The organism is Kitasatospora sp. NPDC001683, assembly GCF_053596495.1.
Window position 1 is genome coordinate 26,173 of the sequence record NZ_JBSFGK010000019.1, and the last position, 16,513, is coordinate 42,685.

The window sequence follows — 16,513 nt, forward strand, 5'->3', positions numbered from 1 at the left end:
CCCGTCGCGGGCGGTGCGGGGGCCCCAAACCGCCCGTGTAAACGCGGGTAACCAACGCGCGATTGGGGCCGGGCGCGGGGGGGGGAGCGCAGGCCCGGACCCGTTCGCAGGTGAACGCCTTCTCGTGCGCGGGAAGTCGGCCGGGCCGACTTCCCACGCACGAGAGCGAGGATCCGACGGCGCTGGGCGGGAGGGGGTGGGGGTGGTGAAGAGCTGGGGTGGTTATGGGGTGGGGAGCTGTGTCGGGGGTGGGGACTGTGTGGGTCGGTCACATAGGCCGCAGGGCGTGGGGTTCCTACCTTGTGGCGACGTCGTCCCCTCTGACCTGGAAGTGGTGGCCATGAAGGACTCTGCACGCGGTTCGGCGGTGAGCAGCTCACTCCCACGGGTGGTGGCTGCGAGCCTGATCGGTACGACCATTGAGTGGTACGACTATTTCGTATACGGAACAGCTGCGGCACTGGTGTTCGGGAAGCTGTTCTTCCCGAACACCGATCCGCTGACGGGGACGCTGTTGTCGTTCCTGACCTACGCGATCGGTTTCGCGGCGCGGCCGGTCGGGGCGCTGGTGTTCGGGCACTTCGGGGACCGGGTCGGGCGGAAGAAACTGCTGGTGGTGAGCCTGCTGTTGATGGGCGGGTCGACCACGGCGATCGGGTTGCTGCCGACGTACGACTCGGTCGGGGTGGCGGCGCCGGTGCTGCTGACGGCACTGCGGCTGGTGCAGGGGTTCGCGCTCGGCGGGGAGTGGGGCGGGGCGGTGCTGCTGGTGTCGGAGCACGGGGACCGGCGGCGGCGGGGGTTCTGGGCCTCGTGGCCGCAGGGTGGGGCGCCGGCCGGGAACCTGCTGGCGGCGGGGGTGTTGTCGCTGATGACGACGGTGCAGTCGGAGAGCGCGTTCCTGGCGTGGGGATGGCGGGTGCCGTTCCTGCTGTCGGCGGTGCTGGTCGGGGTCGGGCTGTGGATCCGGCTGGCGGTGGAGGAGTCGCCACTGTTCCGGCAGGCGATGGCGAACCGGGCGAACCGGCCCGAGGCCGAACAGGCGCCGCTGGTCGGGGTGTTGAGGCATCACTGGCGGGAGGTGCTGGTGGCCATGGGCGCGCGGATGGCGGAGAACATCTCGTACTACGTGATGACCACCTTTGTGCTGACGTACGCCGTCAACCACGCCCACTTCGGCAAGCAGAGCGCGCTGAACGCCGTACTGATCGCCTCGGCGATCCAGTTCGCGCTGATCCCCCTGTTCGGGGCGCTGTCCGACCGGGTCGGGCGCAAGCCGGTGTACCTGGTGGGCGCGGCCGGGGTCGGGGTCTGGGCGTTCGTGTTCTTCGGGATGGTGGACACCAGGTCCTTCGGGCAGTTGGTGGTCGCCGTGACCGTCGGCCTGGTGTTCCACAGTGCGATGTACGCGCCGCAGGCGGCCTTCTTCTCCGAGCTGTTCGCGACCCGGATGCGGTACTCGGGAGCCTCGATCGGCGCCCAGTTCGCCTCGGTGGCCGCCGGGGCACCCGCCCCGCTGATCGCCACCGCGCTGCTCAAGGACTACGGCAGCGCGACCCCCATCTCGGTGTACGTGGCGATCGCGGCCGCGCTCACCGTGCTGGCGGTGCTGTGCGGGCGGGAGACCAGGGGGCAGGACCTCACCGAGGTCGAGGAGCAGTCCGTGGAGGACACCACGGTCGGAAAGCCCGCCGTGGCCTGAGGTTCGAGCCGATAGCATCGCGAGTTCTCGCACCCGTCGGAAACCGACGCCGATTGGCGGCCAGCACCATGGACCACGCACCGTGAACCACCCCGACGAGAGCCCCGCGCCCGCGCTGCGGCGGTTGCTCGACCTGCTCGCCTCCGGCGCCGCCACCGAGGACTTCGCCGAGGTGCTGGCCGACGCCCGCCGCCGCGGGGCGTCGGCCGACGTCCTCGCCGAGATCGACGACGCCACCTGGCAGGCCCTGCGGGTGCACCGTACCCTGCGTCAACACCGGCGCCGCGAAGCCGAGTTGACGGCACTGTTCGACACCGCCGGAGACCTCGCCGCCTCCCGGGACCTGGACACCGTGCTGCAGGCGATCGTCCGCCGGGCCCGGATGCTGCTCGGCACCGACACCGCCTACCTGACCCTGCCGGACCGGGCCGCCGGCGACACCTACATGCGGGTCACCGACGGCTCGGTCTCCGTCCTCTTCCAGACCCTGCGGCTCAGCCTCGGCGACGGCCTGGGAGGGCTGGTCGCCCAGACCGCCCGCCCGTACGCGACCCCCGACTACCGCACCGACGAGCGCTTCCACCACACCGGCACGATCGACGCGGGGGTGCTGGACGAGGGCCTGGTGGCGATCATCGGGGTGCCGCTGCTGCTCGGTGGGGAGGTCATCGGCGTCCTGTTCGCCGCCGACCGCTCCCCGCGCGCCTTCTCCCCCGACGAGGTCGCGCTGCTCTGCACCCTGGCCGCGCACGCCGCGATCGCCCTGGACACCGCCAAGTCGCTGGCCGACACCCGGGCCGCGCTCGCCGAGCTGAACGCCGCCAACGAGCTGGTGCGGGCCCACTCCGCCGCCGTCCAACGCGCCGAGCAGGCGCACGACCGGCTCACCGACCTGGTGCTGCGCGGCGCCGAGGTGCCGGACGTGGCCGGCGCCGTCGCCCACCTGCTGGGCGGGGAGATAGCCGTCATGGACGCCGAGGGCGAGCCGCTGGCCGGGCGGCCGGCCCCCGCAGCCGAACTGGCCGGGGCGGTGGCCGCCTCCCGGGCCGAGGGCCGCTCCGTACGGCACGGCGAGCTGTGGGTGTGCGCGGTGCTGGCCGGGCACGACGTGCTCGGCACCCTGGTGCTGCGCGGTCGGCCCGACCTCGACGACGCCGACCGGCGGTTGTTCGAGCGGGCCGGTGTGGTCACCGCGCTGCTCCTGCTGCTGCGCCGCTCGGTGGCGGAGACCGAGAACCGGGTCCGCGGCGAACTGCTCACCGACCTGCTCACCGCCCCCGAGCGCGACCCGGCCGGGCTCACCGCGCGCGGCCGCCGGCTCGGGGTCGACCTCGCCCGGCCGCACCTGGTGCTGGTCGCCGAGCCCGCCGACCGCGCCGGCGACGACCGGGGACGGCTGGCGGGCGCGGCCCGGCGGTACCTGTTCGGCTCCCGCGGCGTCAGCGCCGAGCACGGCGAGGCGGTCGTGCTGCTGGTGCCCGTCGCGCCGGACGACGCCGACGACCCGGAGCAGACCGCCGGGCGGGCGGCCGAGCGGCTGGCCCGGCTGGCGGGCTTCCCGGTCACCGTCGGCGCCGGCCGCCCCGCCGTCGGCCCGGCCGCGCTGGCCGCCTCGTACGGCGAGGGCCTGCGCTGCGTGCGCGCCCTGCGGGTGCTCGGCCGCTCCGGGGAGGGCGCCTCGGCCCGCGCGCTCGGCTTCCTCGGGGTGCTGCTCGGCGACGGTCACGACGTGGACGGCTTCGTCGGCGCCGCGCTCGGACCGCTGCTCGCCTACGACGCCCGGCGCGGCACCGAGCTGGTGCGCACCCTGCGCGCCTACTTCGACTGCGGCGGCAGTCTCACCCGGGCCAAGGACGAGCTGCACGTCCACGTGAACACGGTGGTGCAGCGGCTGGACCGGGTCGAGGCGCTGCTCGGGCGGGACTGGAACCAGCCGGAGCGGTCGCTGGAGCTGCAGTTGGCGCTGCGGCTGCAGCTGCTCGCCGGCGGCGAGGACGGCTGAACGGTACGGCCGAACGGGCGCGGGGACGGCTGAACGGTACGGCCGAACGGGTGGTACGGGCGTGGGCGTACAGTGGCGAGGTTGGTCTCGAACGCGAGGCCGGTCTCGAACGCCTGGCAAGGAGCGGCAGCGGTGAGCGAGAACGTACGTTTCGTTCGGATGGGCATCGGCGAGCACGTCGTCCCGTACGAGGAGGCGTGGGAGGAGCAGCAGCGCCTGCACGCGCTGCGGGTCGCGGACGAGATCCCCGACACCGTGCTGCTGCTGGAGCACCCGCCCGTCTACACCATGGGCAAGCGCACCAACCCCGCGGACCTGCCGCTCGACGGCACCCCCGTGGTCGAGGTCAACCGGGGTGGCGAGATCACCTGGCACGGCCCCGGCCAGCTGGTCGGCTACCCGATCATCAAGCTGCCCGACCCGATCGACGTGATCGCGTACGTCCGCCGGCTGGAGGAGGCGCTGATCCGCGCCGCCGCCGACTTCGGCATCGGGACCACCCGGGTCGAGGGCCGCAGCGGGGTCTGGGTGCTCGGCGAGAACATCCCGGACGCCGTGGTGGACCCGGCCGAGGTGGTGGACATCGGCAAGCTGACCCTGCGGATGGGCCTGCCGCTGGGCATCGACCCGCGCCTGGCCGGACCCGAGTACGCGCCGTCCAACGCCGGGCAGCGCGGCGGCGACCGCAAGCTCGCGGCGATCGGCGTGCGGGTGGCCCGCGGGGTCACCATGCACGGCTTCGCGCTCAACTGCGACCCGGACATGACGTACTTCGACAAGATCGTGCCGTGCGGCATCCGGGACGCGGGCGTCGCCTCGCTGGCCGGAGAGCTGGGACGCGACTTCCCGGTGGGCGAGGCGCTGCCGGCGGTCGAGCGGCACCTGAAGGACGTGTTCGCCGAGCTGCCGGAGCCGGCGCTCAGCCGCTGAATCCGCCCGTGAGCCGCCCGGAGGGCGGGAGCCACTGGGAATCTACTGGCCGGTAGCCGTGTTGCCCTGCGATTGCAGGGCGGCAGGCCCGGCGAAGGCCGTACAACCACAGGCGTACCCTGGGGGTACCCCGTCTAGTTCTAGGAGTCGCACGTGTCCGCTGTCGCGCCCGACGGCAGGAAGCTGCTCCGCCTGGAGGTCCGCAACAGCGAGACCCCCATCGAGCGGAAGCCCGAGTGGATCAAGACCCGCGCGAAGATGGGCCCGGAGTACAACGCCCTCCAGTCGCTGGTGAAGAAGGAGGGGCTGCACACGGTCTGCCAGGAGGCCGGCTGCCCCAACATCTTCGAGTGCTGGGAGGACCGCGAGGCCACCTTCCTCATCGGCGGTGACCAGTGCACCCGCCGCTGCGACTTCTGCCAGATCGACACCGGCAAGCCCGCCGAGTTCGACCGCGACGAGCCGCGCCGGGTCGCCGAGTCCATCGTCACCATGGACCTCAACTACGCCACCATCACCGGCGTCGCCCGCGACGACCTGGAGGACGGCGGCGCCTGGCTGTACGCCGAGACCGTGCGCCAGGTGCACGCGATGACCGCCGAGCGCGCCGGCGGCCGCACCGGCGTCGAGCTGCTCATCCCCGACTTCAACGCGGTGCCCGAGCAGCTGGCCGAGGTCTTCTCCTCCCGCCCCGAGGTGCTCGCGCACAACGTCGAGACGGTCCCGCGCATCTTCAAGCGGATCCGCCCGGCCTTCCGCTACGAGCGCTCGCTGGACGTCATCACCCAGGCCCGCGCGGCCGGGCTGGTCACCAAGTCCAACCTGATCCTGGGCATGGGCGAGACCCGTGAGGAGGTCAGCCAGGCGCTGGCCGACCTGGTCGGGGCCGGCTGCGAGCTGATCACCATCACCCAGTACCTGCGCCCCTCGCTGCGCCACCACCCGGTGGAGCGCTGGGTGAAGCCGCAGGAGTTCGTCGAGCTCCAGGAGGAGGCCGAGGAGCTGGGCTTCGCGGGTGTCATGTCGGGGCCGCTGGTGCGTTCGTCGTACCGGGCCGGCCGGCTGTACCGGCAGGCGCTGGAGCGGCGCGAGCAGGCCGCGGTCTGATCACCCGGTCTGACGGATCTGATCCGACCACCGGGTCGGTCTGCGCCACGTAGGCCATTGGAAGGGCGGAGCTGCGGCTCCGCCCTTCCGGGTTTCACCACGCTTTGACTGCCTGGTCACGGGCTGGTAACACGGGGTGGGGACGATGGACGCCGGGTAGGCGTTCGATTCTTCTCAGCCACGAGAGGAGCTGTTCGGCATGCGGATGCGGATCCGGTCGGTGGGGGCGGCGCTGCGGTTCGCCGAGAGCGTCCTGCTGGCCCCCGGCCAGCGACACGCTCGGCGCAACGCCTGGGCGGCGGTGTGCGAGAACCGCCGGTACGCGGCGGACCGCCGGCACGACGCCCTGCCGGGCGTCGCCGCGGGTACGGCGGGGACACGTTCCGTACGGCAGTGAGGCCCTGACGTCGCTGTGCGCGACGGTGGACCGGCGCACGGGTCACGGTTCGGGCGAACGGGTACCCGGGCTTGGATATCCCGTACCCGTGCCACGTACCATGAGCGTTATGGCGAGGGAAACATCCGAGAACCCCGGGCGACTGAAGCAGATCCGCCTGGCGTACACCATGACCAAGAAGGTCGACACCAAGATCGGCCTGATCATCGCCGGCGTCGGCCTGCTGACCTTCGGCGTGTTCCTCGCCATCGGCTTCGCGATCGACCACCCCATCTACCTGGGCATCCTGGGCTTCATCGTGGCCGTCCTGGCCATGGCGATCGTCTTCGGGCGCCGGGCCGAGCGCGCCGCGTTCGGGCAGATGGAGGGGCAGCCGGGCGCCGTGGCCGCGGTGCTGAACAACATCCGGCGCGGTTGGAGCTCCAGCTCCACCCCGGTAGCGGTCACCCGCAACCAGGACGCGGTCTACCGCGCCGTGGGCCGGGCCGGCATCGCGCTGATCGGCGAGGGCAACCCGAACCGGGTGCGCCAGCTGCTGGCCTCCGAGAAGAAGAAGATGGCCCGTGTGGTCGGCGACGTGCCGGTGCACGACATCGTGGTGGGCAACGGCGAGGGCGAGGTCCCGCTGAAGAAGCTGCAGATCCACCTGATGCGCCTGCCCCGCGCCATCACCGCCGCCCAGGTCACCGAGACCAACGACCGCCTGCGCGCGCTGGGCGACCTGCTCTCCAAGGCGCCGATCCCGAAGGGCCCGATGCCCAAGGGTGCCCGGATGCCCAAGGGCGGCCAGGTCCGCTGACCCTCCCCCTCCCGTGACGACGACGGCCCCGCCCCGGAAGCTTCCGGGGCGGGGCCGTTCCATGTGGTGCGTGCGGCGGGTGCCGGGTCGTGCTGGCTTCGGACCGCTGGACCCGGACCTCAGATCCGGACCTCGACGGTGCCGACCGCCTTGTCGTGCAGCCCGCGGGTGTCGCGGTCCCAGACCAGCGGCGGCACCACCAGGCAGAGCAGCAGGGTGCGCAGCAGGATCTGCGGGATGGTCGCGCGGCGCCCGTCCAGGCGGACCACCCGGAGGCCGAACAGCCGCTTGCCGACGGTCGTCCCGGCGGTGGCGAGCAGGACGACCGCGACCAGGAAGAAGAGCGGCAGGGTCCACAGGTTGGCCTCGGCCGGGTCGCCCTTGGCGAGCAGGCCGAAGGAGACCAGCGAGACCAGCCAGCCGTCCACGAACAGGGCGCCGATCCGTCGACCGGGGCCGGCGAGCGAGCCGGGGCCCTCCTCGGGCAGCCCGAGGCGTTCGCCGCGGTAGCCGAAGTCGGCGCCCATCTTCTCGGCGGCCGCCTTGGGGCCGTCGATCCACGATCCCAACGCTTCTCTGGTGTCCACGAATCCACACTAACCGGGCTCACGCCGTGCACCGGCACCGGCTCCCCTCTCGGCGGGGCGCGGACCGGGGCCCGCCCGACCACCGCTCGGCCGCGGTCCACGACCGGGTGAATCCCGCTCACCGGGCTTACCAAGTGGTCCAGACCAGTTTCCGGACGACCCCCAGGTGGGCGGGGTGATTTGCCCCGTCCCGTACGACTTTGCCGCCCGTTCGGCGGTCGTGGTTAACATCTAGGAAACGAGCGGGTCACCGACCGGAAACGACCCATTCCTAGGGTGAGCCCAATTCGCACGCCGAGGAGGATGGATGTTCAACAACGCCGCCGAAGTGAAGCAGTTCATTCAGGACAACGACGTGAAGTTCGTCGACGTCCGCTTCTGCGATCTGCCGGGCGTCATGCAGCACTTCTCCGTACCTGCGGCGACCTTCGACCCGTCCGAGACCCTGATGTTCGACGGTTCGTCGATCCGCGGCTTCCAGGCCATCCACGAGTCCGACATGGCCCTGGTCCCGGACCTCGCCACCGCCCGCCTCGACCCCTTCCGGGCCGAGAAGCACCTCAACATCAACTTCTTCATCCAGGACCCGGTCACCGGCGAGGCCTACAGCCGCGACCCGCGCAACGTCGCCAAGAAGGCCGAGGCCTACCTCGCCTCCTCCGGCATCGCCGACACCGCCTTCTTCGGTCCCGAGGCCGAGTTCTACGTCTTCGACTCGGTGCGCTTCGAGACCAGCGCCAACGCGTCCTTCTACCACATCGACTCGGAGGCCGGCGCCTGGAACACCGGCGCCGCCGAGGGCGACGTGCGCGGCTACAAGGTCAAGTACAAGGGCGGCTACTTCCCCACCCCGCCGGTCGACCACTTCGCCGACCTGCGCGCCGAGATGTCCCTGGAGCTGGCCAAGTCCGGCCTGGAGGTCGAGCGCCAGCACCACGAGGTCGGCACCGCCGGCCAGGCCGAGATCAACTACAGGTTCAACACCCTGCTGCACGCCGCCGACGACCTGATGCTGTTCAAGTACATCATCAAGAACGTCGCCTGGCGGAACGGCAAGACGGCCACCTTCATGCCCAAGCCGATCTTCGGCGACAACGGCTCCGGCATGCACGTCCACCAGTCGCTGTGGAGCGAGGGCTCCCCGCTCTTCTACGACGAGCAGGGCTACGCCGGCCTCTCCGACACCGCCCGCTACTACATCGGCGGCCTGCTCCGGCACGCCCCCTCGCTGCTGGCCTTCACCAACCCCTCGGTGAACTCCTACCACCGCCTCGTCCCCGGCTTCGAGGCACCCGTCAACCTGGTCTACTCCCAGCGCAACCGCTCGGCCGCGATCCGCATCCCGATCACCGGCTCCAACGCCAAGGCCAAGCGCATCGAGTTCCGCGCCCCGGACCCGTCCTCCAACCCGTACCTGGCCTTCTCCGCCATGCTGATGGCCGGCCTCGACGGCATCCGCAACAAGATCGAGCCGCTCGAGCCCGTCGACAAGGACCTCTACGAGCTCGCCCCCGAGGAGCACGCCAACGTCCCCCAGGTGCCCTCCTCCCTCCCCGCCGTCCTGGAGGCCCTCGAGGCCGACCACGAGTACCTCCTCGCCGGCAACGTCTTCACCCCGGACCTGATCGAGACCTGGATCGACTTCAAGCGCACCAACGAGATCGCCCCGATCGCCCTCCGCCCCCACCCGCACGAGTTCGAGCTGTACTACGACCTCTAGAAGGGCCTCTAGCGAGTAGCCGGAGGGGTTTCGCCCTCCGGCTCTCTCAGATCCGTACGCGAACCTCTCGATTCATACGGCGTAGTTGATCCAGCCCCGCACGACCGGGTTGATCTCCCGGGCGAGCTGCTCCAGGGTCCGCCCACTGCGCAGGTGCAGCCGCCAGCGGCGGATCTGCGCGCGGATGAGCTTGGCAGCCTCGTCGCCGCCCAGGCGGGTGTTCTCGGGATGCAGCAGCAGCCCCCGCATTCGGCCAGCCGCCCCCGCCCGGGATCCTGCCGATCAGGGCTTCGACAGCCGGTCGTCGCTCTTCGACACCACGAACCCGTCGCTGAAGACCAGGGCGTCCAGGTCGGTGTGGCAGAACGTGGCCAGAGCGTGCGCCGGGCTCTCCACGATCGGTTCGCGGTCGTTGAAGGAGGTGTTCAGCACTGCTGGCACCCCTGTCAGCTCGCCGAACCGACTGATGAGCCGGTGGAATGCCGGGTGAGCGGCAGCGTCGACGGTTTGCACCCGGGCGGTGCCGTCGACGTGGGTGACCGCCCCGAGTCGGTGCCGGCGTTCTTCGCGGACCCGGGGCGCGAAGAGCATGTAGGGGCTGTCGCTGTCGAGGTCGAACCAGGCTGGGGCGTGCTCGGCCAGGACGGCGGGGGCGAAGGGCCGGAAGAACTCGCGGTGTTTGATGCGGGTATTGAGCACCTCGCGGGTCGCCTGGTGGCGGGGGTCGGCGAGGATGCTGCGCGAGCCGAGCGCCCGGGCGCCCAGTTCACTGCCGCCGTCGAACCACCCGATCAGTCGGCCGTCCGCGAGCAGCTCGGCCGCCAGGGCGGCGGGGTCGGATTCCCTCCGCCAGTCGAAGCGGTGGTGCGGATGCCGCTGGGGCGGCCCCGAGAGCGGGTGCCGCCGCAGTGCGAGCTCGATCTCCTCGGGCGGGTAGGCGCGGCCGAAGGAGTCCCGGCCGGCCAGCGGCGTGCTCGGCACCATGCCGGTGAGGAGGTGGATGCCGTGGAGCGCGTTGCCGAGTGCCTGGCCGCGGTCCGAGGCCGGCGGCGGCACGAACATCCGGGCGCCGGTGCGGCGCCGGACCACCTCGTTGGCCACGCAGTTCATCGCGACCCCGCCCGCGAAGCAGACCGTGGCGCGCTGGTGCTCGGCCATCAGGCGGGCGATGACCTCGGCCAGCACGTCCTCCGTCCGGGTCTGGACCCAGGCCGCGAGATCCCTCGCCCGTGGGGAGTCCCACGTGTGGAGGGGGCCGAGGTCCACCCCGGCACCGGCGGCGAACCGGGCCAGGCCCCCTTCATGGGTCCCCGTCAGCCGGCCCTCGACCTGGGTCCCGGACAGGTCGAACAGCGGTACCCCGACAGCCTTGGGGTCACCGTAGGAGGCGAGTGCCATGGTCTTGCCGCACTCCTGCTCGTCGAAGCCCAGCCAGTTGGTCACCGCCTCGTACGTCGCGCCGATCCCACCCGCCCGCGCCCGGCCCTCGCGGTTTCCGCCCACTCTGGTGATCGCGGTGCGGTCGGCGAGGAACTAGCTCTCGGTCCGGTGGTCGTTGCCCGCACCGTCCGCGACCACGACCAGGGCCTCGTCGGTGCCGGAGAGGCAGAACGCGCCGTACGCGTGGGACAGGTGGTGGTCGACCGTTGTGATCCTGGCCGGGGGCAGGCCGTACAGGTCCAGTCCCCCGCTGAAGCCCTCCGGGAGCCGGGGTCCGAGGCAGGAGAACACCACCACACCCACGTCGGCGAGCGCGACCTCGGCGGCCTGGAGGCAGTAGGCCAGCGCGGCGTGCCAGCCCGCGGAGTAGCGGGTGCGATTCAGCCGCTCCTCGGCGATGGCCACCACCCTGTCCCCCACGACGACGGCGCACCCGCCGTCGTGACCGAGGTTCAGCCCCACCGCTATCGGGGTGTCGCTCACGTCCGATCCCCCTCCTCGTCGTCCATCACGATCCTGCGTGAGCCCGAAGTCGTCCTGGCCGCCGGTGTCCGGCGGGACCGTCAGCAACCGGGCGAACGAGCCCCCGCCGGCAGGATCGCGGCCTGTTCCGATGCCTGCGGGAGGGCCGTGTCCAACTGCGCCGCGAACCAGGCGATGGTCGCCTTGAGGCCCTGCCGCAGGGAGGTTTCGGGGCTCCAGTGCAGGCTCTGCCGGGCGAGTGTGGTGTCGGGGCGCCGTACGGTGGGATCGTCCACGGGACGGTCGATGAACCTGATCGCGGCCCGGCAGCCGGTCATGTCGCGGATGAGGCGGGCCAGCTCCAACATGCTCGTCTCCTCGGTGGTGCCGAGGTTGACGGGACCGGGATGGCCGCTCGCCGCGAAGGCGAGGATGCCGTCCACCATGTCGTCGACGTAGCACAGGGAGCGTGTCTGGCTTCCGTCCCCGGTCACGGTGATCTGTTCTCCGGTCAGGGCCTGGCGGACGAAGGTGGGGACCGCGCGTCCGTCGTACGGACGCATGCGGGGACCGTAGGTGTTGAAGATGCGCACGATGCCGGTGTCGACCCCACTGCTGGTGCGGTACGCCGTGGTCAGGGCCTCGGCAAAGCGCTTGGCCTCGTCGTAGACCGAGCGCGGGCCCACGGCGTCGACGTTGCCTCGGTAGGTCTCCGGCTGCGGGTGCACGAGGGGTTCGCCGTAGATCTCGGACGTGGAGGCGAGGACGAACCGTGCGCCTTTCCGCTCGGCGAGTTCGAGGGCGTGCAGGGTCCCGAGTGAGCCGGCCTTGAGCGTGTGGATGGGCAGCCGCAGGTAGTCGGCCGGCGATGCCGGCGAGGCGAAGTGCAGGACCAGGTCCACCTTTCCGGGGACGTGTATGGGCTCGCTGACGTCGCGGCGGAGCAGGGTGAACCGCGGATCGGCCAGCAGGGGCGTGAGATTGTCGGAGCTGCCGGTGAGGAGGTTGTCCACGCACACGACGGCCTCGGCCTGTTCGGTCATCAGCCGGTCGCAGAGATGGGAGCCGAGAAATCCGGCACCGCCGGTGACCACGATGCGCCGGAATGCACGCGCGTCAGGGGACATGTCCATTCCTCCAGAGGTGGTGTCGCGTCCTGACCGGACGGCCCCGTGCCGTGGCCGTCACAGACACGCGTCGAGTACGTCGGAAACGTTCGCCCGCAGGTCTTCCAGTAGCTCGAACTGCCCGGCTACTCCGGTCGGTGTCTGGAACGACATCGACAGTTCGCGTACCACGGTCCAGTACAGGCTCGCCTCCAGCGGCGACCGCCGCAGGCCGGGACGTCCCGCTTGCCGGGCGGCCTGTTGGTAGGAGGTGAGGAAGCGGGCGAACTGCTGCCAGTCGCGGCGGCCGTGGAACCACGGCCGACCGCTGTAGTAGAGCGCCGCGTAGGCCACGTCTTCTTCCGCCCTGCCCACCCGGAGGAAGTCGAAGTCGTGGACCACGTGGACGGTGTCGCCGATCACCAGCACGTTCTCCGGCCGGAAATCACCGTGCACGACGGTCGTATCCTCCCGGGCGAGCGTGGGGAGGAAGAACTCCGGTGAGTGGACGGCGAGTTCCGCCGCCTGTTCCCGGGCCCGGCGGAGCATCCCGGCCGCCTCCGGCGGGGCACCGATGTGCTCACGCAGAGCCTTGGCGGACTGCTCCCACAGCCACGCGGCGTTCTCGGCCCACTGGTCCGGTCCGTGCCTGCGGAGCACGCCGCTGCGGATGCCGCGCGCGGTGGCGAGTGCGGCCCGCCCCTTGCTGTGCAGCTCGTGCAGGACGGCCGCGCCGCTGGACGCGAAGACCGCGCGTGAATGCGGTGGAACCGGGTGGTCGAAATCGTCGCACCAGGGGAACACGACGACGGCGTAGCCCGCGCAGCGGAGCGCGTATCGGCCGTCCTCGCCAAGCGGGAGCGCGGGCAACAGCCGGCTGAAGCCCCGCGCCCGCAGATCGGCCAGCACCCGGCCGGTGACGTCCAACTCCTCCAGCGTCCATTCGACCGGGGTGGTGGCCTCGTTCATCACCTTGACGCAGTAGGAGCGTTCGTCCGCCTCGGCTCGCAGGACGGCGTTCCACGAGGCGGTCTGCACCGGGTGAAGCGCCGACACGCGCAACTCGGCGGGAAGCTCGCGGTGGATCGCCTCGAGGCCGGCGGCTACCAGCCGCTTCCAGTCCGCCACCGCGGGTTCGCCCGTCACGGATGCCACGTGCCCTCGCTCCCTTGCTCATGGCGTGGATGTCCGTCCACACTGCCGGCCGTGTCCGTCCTACCGGGGACGGCCTCTCAGCAGTCGCCGGACACTCCGAGTCCGCTGCCCTCGGCCGGCCGCGCCCCGGACGTCGCAGCAGTCACCGGACCGGAGCCCGCGGAGACGTAGGTGAAGGCCGAGAAGCGGCCCACGACTTCCTTCGGGAACGCGGCGAGGGCCGATGTCAGCTCCCGTACCCGGTGGGTGCTCGCGTGGTAGTGGCCGTCGACCAGGTCGCCCACCGCGGCCAGGTCCCCAGCCCGGCCCGCCTTCAGCGCCGCCATGAAGAACTCGTGACCCGCCCGGCTCTGGTCCTTGATCGTCGACTCGACCGCGGCGTCGACCTCGTGCGCGAGGTCCGCGGGCCCGCTGCGGAGGAGGGCCGGCACGTCGATCATGCGCAGCCTCCGGTAGAAGTCGTCCACGTCGGTCCACTTCTTGTCGCCGGCCTTGTGGAGTACGTCTGCCAGCTGCCCGATCCTCGGCTGCTCGTAGGCGTACTCCCGGTAGCCGGACTTGTAGTTGAAGTCCTTGGGCAGCAGTCCCTTTTCCACCAGTTCGGTGGCGATGGGCGTCCCGGGATAGGCGTACAGGACCTGGGAGAGGTTGGAGTAGAGATAGGCCTCTTCGATGTCGCGCAGGAAGTCGGCGTCGATCGCCAGGTCCTCCCACGAGGTGAACGGGTCGAACATGATGAAGCCGACCTGCAGGCCGATCCGGTACTTGCGCACCAGCCGAACGGCCCTGCGGTAGACATCCGGGTCGGTGTGCTTGTCGAGGTAGGCGAGCCGCCTCGGGGAACCGGACTCCAGCCCCATGTAGGCGCAGGTGAGACCGCTGTCCGCGAGGGCCGCCATGAGCTGTTCCTGTCCGTCGACGGAGTCGGCGCGCATCAGGACGCGGTAGGTGATGCCCAGATCCGCCTGGATGAGCGCTTCGGCCAGGTCGAGCGCCCTGAAACGGCTGCGCGGCGACGGCAGGGTGAAGTTGTCGTCGCTGAACCAGAAGTGGGTGATCCCGAACTCGTCCCGCAGGTCCCGGATCTCCTCGACGATCTTCTCCGCGGACCGGTCGCGCCAGCGTCGCAGGTATCCCAGCGCCGGATACACGCAGAAGGTGCAGCGGAACGGACAGCCCCGGCTGGTGTAGATCCGCGCGTCGGTGACCGGGATGCCACGTTCGATCAGTTCGCGCAGGGTGTCGCGGGCCGGGAACGGCAGGAGGTCGATCGCGGGCTCGGGCGGTTTGGACGTGAGCTTGATCTGCAGCAGTGGCAGCGTGCCCTCTGACTGTTCGACCTCCCGGTGCCACAGCCCGGGGACCGTCGAGAGCGGCTCGCCCCGCTCCAGCGCGTCCACCAGTTTCAGCATGGGGATCTCGCCATCGCCCGCCACGATGCTGTCGACGTACGGCTCGTTGCGCAGGATGTCCTCCGCGCAACTGGCCGCCTGATGGCTTCCCCAGCAGACGTGCAGCGCGGGCTTGCGGCGCTTGATCTCGGCTGTCACCGTCAGGGCTTGGCTGATGGTCAGGCCCGTGACGGAGATGCCGACGACGTCGGGATCGTCTTCCAGGACCCGCTCGGTGACGTGTTCGGCCGTGCAGGGGGATCCGAACATCGAGTCCTCGACCTGGAAGTTGAGGATGCGCACCTCGTGCCCGAACTGGCGCAGGTACGCGGCGATCGTTCCGAGGCCGAGGTGCTCGCCGCCGGCGAGCGAGGTGGGAGAGGAATTCCGATAGCCGCTACCGGGAAGTACCAGGACGACACGCACGCTGATCACCTCATGCTTCCGCGAGATTGGGGAACGCCTTTGACGGGGTGGAGCGACGGGATTCTCCTGCCGGAAACTCACGTCCTGCGAAAGAGGACGGTGGTGTCGAAATACATTCTGCGTTTGACGGCCAGCATGGCCAGTGCCCCGATCAGCGCCGCCGTGATGACACTGGGGAATACGGCACAATGCGCGAGGACCCCGCCGGGAGCATGCCGGTAACAGCGCCGAGTCAGGTACGCCGAGCGCAGTACCTGCGCCGTGTAGAGCAGGTACGGCAGCAGGTACACCGGCCACCACGCCGCCGCCTGCCACAGTCCGATCAGCGGGGCCATCACCATGACGTAGTACTGGAACTCCCACATCACGTGGTAGGAGTTGACGACGATCTTCTCCTTGAGGCGCCGCCGCGTCCGGGCCGCCCTGACCTGGCTGGGCAGATGCTGGATCGCGCCCAGCGTCCACCGGGTCCGCTGCAGGAACATCCCCCGGATCGTCTGCCGCTCGACCTCGTGCGCCAGCACGCGCGGCAGGATCGCCACGCGCCCGCCCTCGCCGATCACCCGGTAGGTCGCGGTCAGGTCCTCCAGGAATCCGTGCTCGAGAACGTCGCGATACTTCTTGTAGTCCACCAGCTGCAGCCCGCCGGGGAAGTTCGCCAGCCCGAAGAGGTTCTTGACGTTCTGCAGAACACTCTGCCGGTACAGGCGGTTGTTGCAGATGACATGGGAGGCCAGCGATCCTCCCGTCTCCTGCTGCGGGAATATCAGGCACGACGAGAAATCACTCTTCTCGCGCCGGTGGAATTCCGCCAGTTCCGCCAGGGCAGTGGGCGCGAGAATGATGTCGGAGTCCATCAGGAGAGCCAGGTCGGTGTCGATCACCGACCCCCCGTGCAGGATGCCGGCCACCTTCCCGGCACGGCCCTCCGGCAGGTGCTGGACATCCAGTTCGACGCCGAGGCCGGCGAACCGCTGGACGTACGACCGCGCAACCTCCTCGGACTCGTCGATACACCGGTCCAGCACGACCACGACCTTCGCACAGCAGGTGAGGTCGTTGACGGCGATGGATTCAAGGCAACCGCCCAGGGTGGAGGCGTCGTTGAACACCGGGATCACCACGGAAACCCGCTCCCGGGGCGATCCGAGTGGATCGTCGGCGGCCAGTCCCGCCGGCCGCTGCCACACCGCCACCCGGAAGGAGTTCAGCAAGTAGAAGAGCTGGAAGAAGGCGACAGCTGCGACGGGGAACAGGAGAACCCAGCCGAGCGGGTCGGGACTGGCCAC

The 16,513-nt window shown here is 70.5% G+C and carries 15 protein-coding genes; 7 read left to right on the top strand and 8 right to left on the bottom strand.

The window, feature by feature from the left end; genetic code table 11:
• Nucleotides 1-340: 340 nt before the first annotated feature.
• The 6 genes from ACWCYO_RS13020 (at nucleotide 341) to ACWCYO_RS13045 (ending at nucleotide 6,937) form a co-directional block, all read left to right on the top strand.
• Nucleotides 341-1,702, top strand: coding sequence for an MFS transporter (locus ACWCYO_RS13020; RefSeq protein WP_270147380.1), 1,362 nt, complete (start codon nucleotides 341-343; stop codon nucleotides 1,700-1,702).
• Nucleotides 1,703-1,784: 82 nt separating this feature from the next.
• Nucleotides 1,785-3,704 (top strand): helix-turn-helix domain-containing protein, encoded by a 1,920-nt coding sequence (locus ACWCYO_RS13025; protein WP_449784275.1) that lies wholly within the window; start codon nucleotides 1,785-1,787, stop codon nucleotides 3,702-3,704.
• A 159-nt stretch (nucleotides 3,705-3,863) separates the two neighbouring features.
• Nucleotides 3,864-4,634 (top strand): lipoyl(octanoyl) transferase LipB, encoded by a 771-nt coding sequence (gene lipB / locus ACWCYO_RS13030; protein WP_405000835.1) that lies wholly within the window; start codon nucleotides 3,864-3,866, stop codon nucleotides 4,632-4,634.
• Between the two features lie 153 nt (nucleotides 4,635-4,787).
• The gene (lipA, locus tag ACWCYO_RS13035; RefSeq protein WP_270147375.1) at nucleotides 4,788-5,741 is read left to right on the top strand and encodes a lipoyl synthase; all 954 of its coding nucleotides are present in this window, start codon (nucleotides 4,788-4,790) and stop codon (nucleotides 5,739-5,741) included.
• A gap of 199 nt (nucleotides 5,742-5,940) precedes the next feature.
• Nucleotides 5,941-6,138 (top strand): hypothetical protein, encoded by a 198-nt coding sequence (locus ACWCYO_RS13040; RefSeq protein WP_270147374.1) that lies wholly within the window; start codon nucleotides 5,941-5,943, stop codon nucleotides 6,136-6,138.
• A gap of 100 nt (nucleotides 6,139-6,238) precedes the next feature.
• Complete coding sequence (locus tag ACWCYO_RS13045) at nucleotides 6,239-6,937, top strand: DUF4191 domain-containing protein (protein WP_405000834.1); 699 nt, start codon at nucleotides 6,239-6,241, stop codon at nucleotides 6,935-6,937.
• A 119-nt stretch (nucleotides 6,938-7,056) separates the two neighbouring features.
• On the opposite strand, the gene ACWCYO_RS13050 is transcribed toward ACWCYO_RS13045, so the two are convergent.
• A complete protein-coding gene (locus ACWCYO_RS13050) occupies nucleotides 7,057-7,524 on the bottom strand; it encodes an RDD family protein (RefSeq protein ID WP_270147371.1) in 468 nt (155 codons plus the stop codon).
• A 307-nt stretch (nucleotides 7,525-7,831) separates the two neighbouring features.
• Between ACWCYO_RS13050 and glnA the strand changes: the two genes are divergently transcribed.
• Entirely contained in the window at nucleotides 7,832-9,244 is a 1,413-nt protein-coding gene (gene glnA / locus ACWCYO_RS13055; protein ID WP_270147370.1) for a type I glutamate--ammonia ligase, read from the top strand.
• Between the two features lie 72 nt (nucleotides 9,245-9,316).
• On the opposite strand, the gene ACWCYO_RS13060 is transcribed toward glnA, so the two are convergent.
• From ACWCYO_RS13060 to ACWCYO_RS13090, 7 genes are all read right to left on the bottom strand, one after another.
• Nucleotides 9,317-9,493: a group II intron maturase-specific domain-containing protein gene (locus ACWCYO_RS13060; RefSeq protein WP_449784276.1), complete on the bottom strand. Its 177-nt coding sequence runs from the start codon at nucleotides 9,491-9,493 to the stop codon at nucleotides 9,317-9,319.
• A 33-nt stretch (nucleotides 9,494-9,526) separates the two neighbouring features.
• Complete coding sequence (locus ACWCYO_RS13065) at nucleotides 9,527-10,747, bottom strand: carbamoyltransferase C-terminal domain-containing protein (RefSeq protein WP_449784277.1); 1,221 nt, start codon at nucleotides 10,745-10,747, stop codon at nucleotides 9,527-9,529.
• A 30-nt stretch (nucleotides 10,748-10,777) separates the two neighbouring features.
• Nucleotides 10,778-11,167, bottom strand: a complete 390-nt coding sequence (locus ACWCYO_RS13070) for a hypothetical protein (protein ID WP_449784278.1) — start codon at nucleotides 11,165-11,167, stop codon at nucleotides 10,778-10,780.
• 80 nt (nucleotides 11,168-11,247) lie between these two features.
• On the bottom strand, nucleotides 11,248-12,273 hold the full coding sequence (locus ACWCYO_RS13075; protein WP_449784279.1) for a UDP-glucuronic acid decarboxylase family protein: 1,026 nt from the start codon (nucleotides 12,271-12,273) through the stop codon (nucleotides 11,248-11,250).
• A 57-nt stretch (nucleotides 12,274-12,330) separates the two neighbouring features.
• Complete coding sequence (locus ACWCYO_RS13080) at nucleotides 12,331-13,407, bottom strand: phosphotransferase enzyme family protein (RefSeq protein WP_449784280.1); 1,077 nt, start codon at nucleotides 13,405-13,407, stop codon at nucleotides 12,331-12,333.
• Between the two features lie 77 nt (nucleotides 13,408-13,484).
• Nucleotides 13,485-15,224: a B12-binding domain-containing radical SAM protein gene (locus ACWCYO_RS13085; RefSeq protein WP_270147355.1), complete on the bottom strand. Its 1,740-nt coding sequence runs from the start codon at nucleotides 15,222-15,224 to the stop codon at nucleotides 13,485-13,487.
• A gap of 77 nt (nucleotides 15,225-15,301) precedes the next feature.
• The gene (locus ACWCYO_RS13090; RefSeq protein WP_449784281.1) at nucleotides 15,302-16,513 is read right to left on the bottom strand and encodes a glycosyltransferase; all 1,212 of its coding nucleotides are present in this window, start codon (nucleotides 16,511-16,513) and stop codon (nucleotides 15,302-15,304) included.

Excerpts from the sequence above, each read along its gene's own strand:
- ACWCYO_RS13020 (WP_270147380.1), top strand. The coding sequence starts at position 341 with ATGAAGGACTCTGCACGCGGTTCGGCGGTGAGCAGCTCACTCCCACGG.
- lipB (WP_405000835.1), top strand. The coding sequence starts at position 3,864 with ATGGGCATCGGCGAGCACGTCGTCCCGTACGAGGAGGCGTGGGAGGAG.
- ACWCYO_RS13040 (WP_270147374.1), top strand. The coding sequence starts at position 5,941 with ATGCGGATGCGGATCCGGTCGGTGGGGGCGGCGCTGCGGTTCGCCGAG.
- ACWCYO_RS13045 (WP_405000834.1), top strand. The coding sequence starts at position 6,239 with ATGAGCGTTATGGCGAGGGAAACATCCGAGAACCCCGGGCGACTGAAG.
- glnA (WP_270147370.1), top strand. The coding sequence starts at position 7,832 with ATGTTCAACAACGCCGCCGAAGTGAAGCAGTTCATTCAGGACAACGAC.
- ACWCYO_RS13060 (WP_449784276.1), bottom strand. The coding sequence starts at position 9,493 with ATGCGGGGGCTGCTGCTGCATCCCGAGAACACCCGCCTGGGCGGCGAC.
- ACWCYO_RS13075 (WP_449784279.1), bottom strand. The coding sequence starts at position 12,273 with ATGTCCCCTGACGCGCGTGCATTCCGGCGCATCGTGGTCACCGGCGGT.